This window comes from Nucisporomicrobium flavum (assembly GCF_016464385.1).
Classification (GTDB): domain Bacteria; phylum Actinomycetota; class Actinomycetes; order Mycobacteriales; family Micromonosporaceae; genus Actinoplanes; species Actinoplanes flavus_A.
In genome coordinates, this window is the sequence record NZ_JADMLH010000003.1 from 480,916 (window position 1) to 489,713 (window position 8,798).

Below are 8,798 nucleotides of genomic sequence, written 5' to 3' on the forward strand. Positions count from 1 at the left end.
CGATCAAACGGTTATCGGGCCAGGCGCCGGTACAGGCCCGGCACGTTGGTCAGGATCCACAGCGCCAGCGCGGCCGTGCCCAGGATGAGGACCGCGCCGCTCACCACCTTGTCGATCGCCTGCGCGGTGACCAGGGCCGGGAGGAGCCGTACGGCGATCGAGCCGCCCAGTGCTCGGGTGGACGCGCTGTAGGCGAGCGCCGTCGTCACCGCCTCCGGCGGGGCCTGATCGGCGACCACGGCGTCCATGTCGCCCTCGAAGGCGGTCTGGCTGACGCCGGCCAGGAACTGGGCCAGGATGACCCCGCCCGCGTGCAGCGCGGCGCCGAGCCAGCCGACCAGCATGCCCAGCCCCCACAGCGTCCAGCGCAGCGAGGCCGGCAGCCGCAGCCGGCCGGCCGTCTCCACCGCCGCCGTGGCGAGCAGGCAGCCCAGGCTGAACGCCACCGCCGCCGCGGCCACCCAGTGCCGGCCGTGCAGCTCGGTGGTCAGCGGGATGGCGAGCAGGGTCGGTCCGGAGGCGAGCAGCATGACGCCGCCGCCGGCGACGAGCAGGTGCGGCGCGACGATGCGGCGGCGGCCGACGCGGTGGGGCGTGTGCCGGGCGTGCCGCGTCGCGCGGATCATCCCGTACGCGAGGGAGCGGGCGGTGACGATGCGACGGGCCGCGCCGCGCGGGGTCATCCGGGCCCGGCGGGCGCTCAGCACCGTCGGGAGCAGGGAGCCGGCGTACAGCACGAAGACGACGACGAGGGCCGGGCCGGTCGGGTAGCCGTCGGGGCCGGCGGGCAGGAGCGCGCCGAGGCCCGTACCGGCCGCCTCGACCGCGGAGATCGCCAGCGCGTACCGGGTCATCGATCTCGGCCGGGCGTCCACGGCCGCGACCTCCGCGCGCATCGCGGCGAAGCCGGTCCACGCCGCGATGTGCATCGCGACCACCGCGACGGCGATCAGCCAGGACGGCAGGCCGGCGATGAGACCGGCGAGCGCGCCGACGCGCAGCAGCATCTCGGTGCCCGCCGCGCCGCGCAGCAGGCCGCGGCCGGGGACGCGCCGGGCCAGCCAGCCGGTGACCGGCGCCGACAGCACGACGCCGATGAGCATGGCGGCGTTGTAGAGGGCCGCCTCGGCGAGGCCACCGCGGGAGACCGCCAGCAGGACGAACACGGTCCAGCCGAGGGCCATGCCGAACGAGTCGGCCACCCCGGCCGCGACCAGCTCCCGCAGCCGCCCGGCGCGGCGCAGCCCGACCGGCCCGACGCGCCGATGCCCGCCACCCCTGGGTTGCCCGGGGCTCCCGGGCTCAGCGGCCACCGGAACCGGCGGCGGCCAGGCCGGCCGCGCGGCCGGCCCCCACGAAGACCGGGGTGGGCGGCGGGAAGCCGTTGAAGTCCGAGGCGTAGCTCAGCGTGTACGCCCCGGCCGAGCCGATGTAGACCACGTCGCCCACGTCGATGGCCGCCGGTAGCCGGAGCCCGGTGAACATAGTGTCCGAGCTGTCGCAGCTGGGGCCGGTCACCGTGAACGCGACCTCGTCGTGCCCGGGCACCGAGGTCCGGACCGGGTAGTCCCAGCCCGTCGGCAGCTGGATCGTCTCCATCATGCCGTGGTACGCCCCGACGTCGAGGAACAGCCAGTTCTGCCCGGCGCGCACCTCACGCCCGATGACCGTGGCGGCCAGCACCCCGGCCTCGGCGACCAGGTGCCGGCCCGGTTCGGCGGCGAGCAGGCCCGGACGGTACGGCAGCAGCTCCGCCACCGCGGGCAGCACGGCGGCGCCGATCTCCTCGATGGACGGCACCTCGTCGACGTACCGGGCGGGGAAGCCGCCGCCGAGGTCGAGCATCTCCAGCCGGATGCCGTCGTGGAGCAGGCCGGTCATGATGCGCCCGCACACGCCGATCGCCTGGCGCCAGGCGGCCGTGGTGGCGCATTGGGAGCCGACGTGGAAGGTCAGCCCGTACGGCCGCAGCCCCAGCTGCCACGCCAGCGTGAGCAGCTCCCGGGCCTCGTGCGGCTCGGCGCCGAACTTGCGCGACAGCGGGAACGAGCTGGCGGTGTCGTCCACGTGCAGCCGCAGGTACACGGCGCTGCCCGGGGCGTGCTGGGCGATCTTGCGCAGCTCGTTGGGGGAGTCGAAGCTGAACCGCCACAGCCCGGCGGCGTACGCGGCCGCGATGTGCGCGGGCGGCTTGACCGGGTTGCTGTAGAGCACGCCGGCCGGGTCGACGCCGAGGCGCTGCAGGCTGCGCAGCTCGCCGAGCGAGGCGATCTCGAAGCTCGCCCCGCCGTCGGCCAGCGTGCGCAGGATCTCCGGCGACGGGTTGCACTTCATCGCGTAGAACGGCAGCACGCCGGGCAGCGCCGCGGTGAACGCGGCCAGCCGCCGCGCGACCGTGTCCAGGTCGGTGACCAGGTACGGCGTCGGCATGTCGACGACCTCGAGGAAGTCCGGTGCGAGCGCGGCCGGCCAGGAACCCGGCGCCGTCACGCGGTCTCCCGGGCGAGCGGAGCGCCGGCGCCCTCCATCAGCAGACGGCCGGCCTCACCGGCGGGCACCGGGCGGGAGAAGTAGAAGCCCTGCGCGAACGTGCAGCCCATGGCCCGCAGCGCGGCGAGCTGGCCGTACTCCTCGATGCCCTCGGCCACCGTGGACATGCCGAGGCTCTGGCCGAGCTGGACGATCGTGCTGGCCAGTGCCGCGTCGTCGGTCTGCCCGCCGAGCCGCTCCACGAACGAGCGGTCGATCTTGAGGGTGTCGACCGGGAACCGGCGCAGGTACGCCAGCGACGAGTAGCCGGTGCCGAAGTCGTCGATCGCCAGCGTCAGGCCGAGCGCCTTGAGCCGGACGAGCTGCGCGAGGTTCTCCTCGGTGTCGGTCATCAGCACGCTCTCGGTCATCTCCAGGCACAGCTTGTCGGCCGGCATGCCGGTCTCGGTCAGCACCTCGCGGACCATCGCGGCCAGGTCGCCGCGGTCGAACTGGCGTACCGACACGTTCACCGACATCTTCATCGGCGGCTGCCCGCTCTCCCGCGACCACTCCACGGCCTGGCGGCACGCCTCGGTGAGCACCCAGCGGCCCAGCGGCACGATCAGCCCGGTGGCCTCGGCCATGGGGATGAAGTCCAGCGGCGAGATCATCCCGCGGACCGGGTGCTGCCAGCGGACCAGCGCCTCGAACCCGATGACGCTGCTGTCGGCCATGTCGATGGTGGGCTGGTAGTGCAGCCTGAGCTCGCCGCGGTCCAGGGCCGTCCGCAGGTCCGCCTCGAGCTGCAGGCGCTCGACGAGCCCCGCCAGCATCTGCGGGTCGTAGCCGGCGAAGCCGCTGCCGCCGGTCGACTTGGCCCGGTACATGGCCAGGTCGGCGTTGCGCATCAGCTGCTCGGCGTCGCCGGCCTGCGAGTCGCCGGTGCCCAGGGCCGCGTACGCCGCCAGCCCCACGCTGCCGCGCACGTGCAGGTCGCGCTCGCCGATGCCGAACGGCTCGTGCAGGGCGTCGACGATGCGCTGGGCCACGGTCTCGCCGTCCGCGGAGCCCAGCTCGGAGCGGATGAGCACCGCGAACTCGTCGCCGCCGAAGCGGGCCACCACGTCGTCCTCGCGGACCGCCCCGCGCAGCCGGTCGGCCACCCGGACCAGGAGCTGGTCGCCGGCGAGGTGCCCGAGGCTGTCGTTGACCTCCTTGAAGCCGTCCAGGTCGAGGAAGAGCACGGTCACGTCGTCGGTCTCGCCGCGGGCGTCCAGCGCCTCGGCGACGCGCTCGCGGAACAGCGCGCGGTTGGCGAGCTGGGTGAGGGCGTCGTGGTACGCCTCGTGCACCAGCTGTTCCTGCAGCTCCTTGCGCTCGCTGATGTCGCGGGTGTTGAGCACGAGGCCGCCGACGTTCGGGTCGGCGAGCAGGTTGGTGATGGTGATCTCGGCCTGCCGGGTGCGCCGGTCCCGGTGCCGCACGGTCAGCTCGATGACCGTGGTCGCGTACGGGCGGCCGCTCACCGAGCGCAGGGCGTCGGCGAGGCGGCTCGCGGACTCGGCCTCGATGACGCTGGTCAGCCGCCGGCCGGTGAGCACCCGCGCCGGGTAGCCGAAGACCCGGCGGACGGACTCGCTCTGGTACAGCACCTCGCTGTCCGGGCCGACGACGGTCACCACGTCGGAGCTGTGCTGCACCAGGGCGCGGAAGCGCTGCTCGCTGGCGTACAGCTCGGCGGTGCGCTCCTCGACGCGGGCCTCGAGGTTGCGGGTCAGCCCGCGGTTCTCCAGCAGCGTGAGCACCTGCCGGCCGACGATGAGCAGGATCAGCGCCGAGCGGCTGTACGCGACGAACGCGCTGCTCTGCCCGGTGCGCGCGAACCACACGACGCTGGTGACCAGGGCGGCCAGCACGGCCACGTACGGCAGCAGCACACCGAAAGGCTCCGTGCCGGCACCGGACTCCGCGGCGGCGTCCGGGCGGGACCCGAGCGGGCGGGTGGCGGCGAGCAGGATCAGCGAGAAGCCCGCGAACCAGCCGATGTCCGTCACGCCGCCGGAGGCGTACGCGCCGACCAGGTTCAGGTAGGCGTACCCGATGTCGGAGATCGCGAAGGCGACGATGCCGGCGCCGACCAGCGCGAAGTGCGCGGCCGTGCGCCCGCGGCGGCGCTGCATGGCGAGCAGGTAGACGACGATCGTGACGATGACGACGTCGCCGAGGGGGTACGCGAGGCTCACGGAGAGCGCCAGCGCGCTGTCGCCGCCGGCCTCGATCAGCGCCTCGACGACGAAGATCCAGGCCATCAGCATGAGCGACGCGGCGACCATCAGCCCGTCCAGCACGCTGCGGGCCCGGTTCGCCAGGGTCTGCGTGGCGGCCGGGAGGATCAGCAGGCCGGCCGGGGTGAGCACGACCATGCCGAGGTAGCCGATGTCGGCGGGCGAGGGCAGCGGGACCGTTCCGGTGAACGTGTCGAGCCAGACGGCGTACGCCTGCCCCAGGCCCCAGGAGAGCACGCCGAGCCCCACCAGCGCCCAGCCGGCGCGGGTCCGTCCGCGGAAGGTGGCGCTGCGGACCAGGCAGGCGACCGCCGCGGAGATCGCGGCGGCGCAGAGTCCCAGGTTGGAGATCGCCTTGGCGGCCCCGGCGCCGCCCACGCCGGTGCCGAGCACGACGGCGAAGCCGGTCACGACCACGGCGACCGCGACGCACAGCCGCGCCCAGCCGCGCAGGCCGGGCGGTGCCGGCGGTTCGCTCGTGGGTGCCATCAGACTCTTCTCCGGTCCGTGGATCCGTCCCGGCTGAGACGGCTGCATGTGCGAGATCGGATCGGTGGCACCGAAACTTGAGGGCTTCCGGTCCACGAGAGCGACGTCACGGGCAACGAAGTGTGCGCCCGCCGCCGCTCCGCACTCATTGACATCGATAAAGCGCTCGTGACAACGTTGTCACCGGACGATGACGTCGTTGACCGGAGGTTTGCATGACCCGTCGGTTCCTAGCCGCCTCGACCGCCTTGGTGTCCGCCGCGGTGCTGCACGCCGCGCCCGCGCAGGCCGCCGAGCCGGCGCCGGTCGACCTGGTCCACCCCTTCGTGGGCACGCAGAACTTCGGCAACACCTTCCCGGGCGCGAGCGCGCCGTTCGGCATGGTGCAGGTCAGCCCCGACACCGGGGGCCAGGGCGGATACGACTACCAGCAGAACAGCATCTACGGCTTCAGCCAGACCCACCTGTCCGGCGTCGGCTGCGGCGTGGCGGGCGAGCTGCCCATGCTGCCCACGACCGGCGCGGTCAGCACCGTCGACCCCAACGCGTACCGGTCGCCGTACTCGCACGCCGACGAGGAGGCGTCGCCCGGCTACTACCGCGTCGGCCTGTCGAAGTACCAGACCAAGGCCGAGCTGACCGCGACCCAGCGTACGGGCTGGCAGCGGTACACGTTCCCGTCGACCGACGCCGCGAACGTGCTGTTCAACACCGGCAGGGCCAACCAGTCGGTGTTCGACTCCGAGATCCACGTGGTCGGGGACCGTACGGTCGAGGGCCGCGTGCACGCCGGCAACTTCTGTGCGGGCAAGGACGACCACACCGTCTACTTCACCGCCACGTTCGACCGGCCGTTCGCCGCGTACGGCACCTGGCGCGGCTCGACCATCAGCAAGGACTCCCGCGACGCGGCCGGCACGGGCGGCAACGGCGCGTTCGTCACGTTCGACGCCACCGCCGACAAGGACGTGGTGGTCAAGGTCGCGCTGTCGTACACCGGCCTCGACGGCGCCCGCAGGAACCTGGCCGCGGAGACCGGCGACTCGTACGACTTCGACGCCACCCGCGCGGCGCTGCGCCAGACGTGGGTGGACGAGCTGAACCGCATCGAGATCGGTGGCGGCGCGGCGGACCGGCGCAGCGCGTTCTACACCGCGCTCTACCACTCGCTGCTGCACCCCAACGTGGCCGGTGACGTGGACGGCAAGTACGTCGGCTTCGACCGGCAGGTGCACACCGCGCAGGGCTACACGCCGTACCAGAACTTCTCGCTGTGGGACACGTACCGTCCGCAGAACCAGCTGCTCGAGATGCTGGCGCCGGACGTGGCGCGCGACGTCGCGCTGTCGGTCGTGGCCATCGGCCGCGACGGCGGCTGGCTGCCGCGCTGGGCCCTCGCGAACAGCGAGACCAACATCATGACCGGTGACCCGGTCACCCCGTTCCTGGTCGAGGCCTGGTCGAAGGGCCTGCTCGCCGGGCACGAGGAGGAGGCGTACGCGCTGCTGCGCAAGAACGCCACCGCCCAGCCGCCGGCGGAGTCGCCGTACAACGGGCGCACCGGGCAGGACTACTACGCCGACCGCGGCTACATCCCGTCCGGGCTGCAGCTCGGCAAGGACTGCGTGCACAAGGGCGGCGACAACGACTGCGTGCACCCCGCCTCGGCGACCCTCGAGTACGCGGCTGCCGACGCGGCCCTGGCGCTGATGGCGCAGGGGCTGGGCAAGGCCGACGACGCGACGATGTTCGCCGGGCGCGGGCAGTGGTATCGCAACCTGTGGGACTCCTCGATCAAGCAGTTCCGGCCCCGGACCGTCGACGGCACGTGGCTGACGCCGTACGACCCGGTCGCCGCGGACGAACAGTTCCACGAGGGAGGGTCGTACCAGTACCAGTGGCTCGTCCCGCAGGACCCGGCCGGGCTCGTGCAGCTGATGGGCGGCCGGGCGGCCACCGAGAAGCGGCTCGACGACTTCTTCGTGTACGACAAGCTGCTCACCGACCCGGCCGGCACGGCGCGCACCGACTGGATCGCCAGCCCGTACGACTACTACGCGAAGGCCACGTACAACCCGAACAACGAGCCCGACCTGCTCGCGCCGTACATGTACCACTGGGCGGGCGACCCGGCGAAGACCGCGACCGTGGTCCGGGCGGCGATGACGCTGTTCACCACCGGGCCGGACGGGATGACCGGCAACGACGACCTCGGCACGATGAGCTCCTGGTACGTCTTCTCCTCGCTGGGCCTGTACCCGACGATGAGCGGCGCCAACTTCCTCGCCGTGTCCAGCCCGCAGTTCCCGTCCGCGAAGGTCAAGGTCGGCGGCAACACCTTCACGATCACCGCCCCGGGCGTCACCGACGCGAACCGCTACATCCAGCGGGTCCGGCTGAACGGGCGCAACCTGGCCAAGAGCTGGGTGGACTGGTCCGACATCGCCCGCGGCGGCACCCTCGCCCACACGGTCGGCACCAGCCCGTCGGCGTGGGGCACCTCGGCCGCCGCCCAGCCGCCCTCGGTGAACAAGGCGCCGGCTGACGACCGTACCCACGTGGACGCGACGATCCGCCCGGCGAGCGCGGCGCTGCCCGCCGGCGCGACCACCGCGCAGCGTGCGACCTTCGAGGTGGACGTGGTCGGCCAGGCGCCGGTCGCGATCGCCCCGCGGATCACCGCGACCGCACCGGCCGGCTGGAAGGTGACCGTGTCGCCGCGGCTGCCCAAGGTGCTCGTCACCCGGCACCTGCCGATCGGCACCACCGCCACGGTCACCGTCGAGGCCCCGGCCGGGATCGCGGCCGGGGCGTACCCGATCGAGGTCCTGGCCGGCGCCCCCGGCGCGAACACGGTGAAGCGCACGGCGACCGTCACCGCCTCGCAACCCACCACCTGCGTCGCCGGCGGCGAGGCGTGCCGCATCGACCTCACCGCCGAGCGCAACCACGACGGCACGGCGACGGTCGCCGCCACGACGGAGGGCAACTTCGACGGCGGTGGCTGGAGCTACGACGCCGACCTGCTGCCCCCGGCCGGACCGGTCACCTGGGACGGCGTGACCTACCAGGCGCCGGACCCGACCGGCACGGCGAAGAACTTCGTCAAGGCCCAGGGCCAGTCGCTGCTGCTGCCCACCGGCGACCACGCCGCGGTCAAGCTCGTCGCCACCACCCACAACGGCCCGGTGACGGCGGCCCTGACCATCGGTTACGCCGACGGGACCTCGGCACCGGCGACGGTGACGATCGCCGACTGGTGCGGCTCGGCGGCGCCGGGCACGACCGCGGTGCTGGCGATGCCCCACCGGATCAAGGCCGGTCAGGGCGTCGACGGCCCGCCGGTCAGCCTGTTCGCGGCGTCGCTGCCGATCGCCGAGGGCAAGCAGATCCGGTCGATCACGCTGCCGGACGACCCGCGGTTCCACGTGTACGCGCTGACGCTCGCCTGAGCGGGCGCCGGCGTACCGGCCGGGGGGCGGGGCCCCCCCCCCCCCCCCCCCCCCCCCGCCGCCCCCCCCCCCCCCCCCCCGCGACAGCGGGTGGGAGATG

At 73.4% G+C, this 8,798-nt stretch carries 4 protein-coding genes; 1 reads left to right on the plus strand and 3 read right to left on the minus strand.

Going from position 1 to position 8,798, the window contains the following annotated elements; genetic code table 11:
• Positions 1-11 precede the first annotated feature (11 nt).
• The 3 genes from IT780_RS10285 to IT780_RS10295 are packed head-to-tail and all read right to left on the minus strand — an operon-like array spanning position 12 to position 5,246.
• Positions 12-1,313, minus strand: coding sequence for an MFS transporter (locus IT780_RS10285; protein ID WP_307831120.1), 1,302 nt, complete (start codon positions 1,311-1,313; stop codon positions 12-14).
• On the minus strand, positions 1,303-2,490 hold the full coding sequence (locus IT780_RS10290; protein ID WP_199511211.1) for a type III PLP-dependent enzyme: 1,188 nt from the start codon (positions 2,488-2,490) through the stop codon (positions 1,303-1,305). The genes IT780_RS10285 and IT780_RS10290 overlap by 11 nt, the downstream gene beginning before the upstream one ends.
• Positions 2,487-5,246, minus strand: a complete 2,760-nt coding sequence (locus IT780_RS10295; RefSeq protein WP_199511212.1) for a putative bifunctional diguanylate cyclase/phosphodiesterase — start codon at positions 5,244-5,246, stop codon at positions 2,487-2,489. The genes IT780_RS10290 and IT780_RS10295 overlap by 4 nt, the downstream gene beginning before the upstream one ends.
• Positions 5,247-5,461: 215 nt before the next feature.
• Here IT780_RS10295 and IT780_RS10300 point away from each other — a divergent pair, with 215 nt between their 5' ends.
• Positions 5,462-8,698 (plus strand): GH92 family glycosyl hydrolase, encoded by a 3,237-nt coding sequence (locus IT780_RS10300; protein ID WP_199511213.1) that lies wholly within the window; start codon positions 5,462-5,464, stop codon positions 8,696-8,698.
• Positions 8,699-8,798 lie beyond the last annotated feature (100 nt).

What these genes read in the sequence shown, in the direction of transcription:
- IT780_RS10295 (WP_199511212.1), bottom strand. Translation starts at nt 5,246, where the DNA reads ATGGCACCCACGAGCGAACCGCCGGCACCGCCCGGCCTGCGCGGCTGG.
- IT780_RS10300 (WP_199511213.1), top strand. Translation starts at nt 5,462, where the DNA reads ATGACCCGTCGGTTCCTAGCCGCCTCGACCGCCTTGGTGTCCGCCGCG.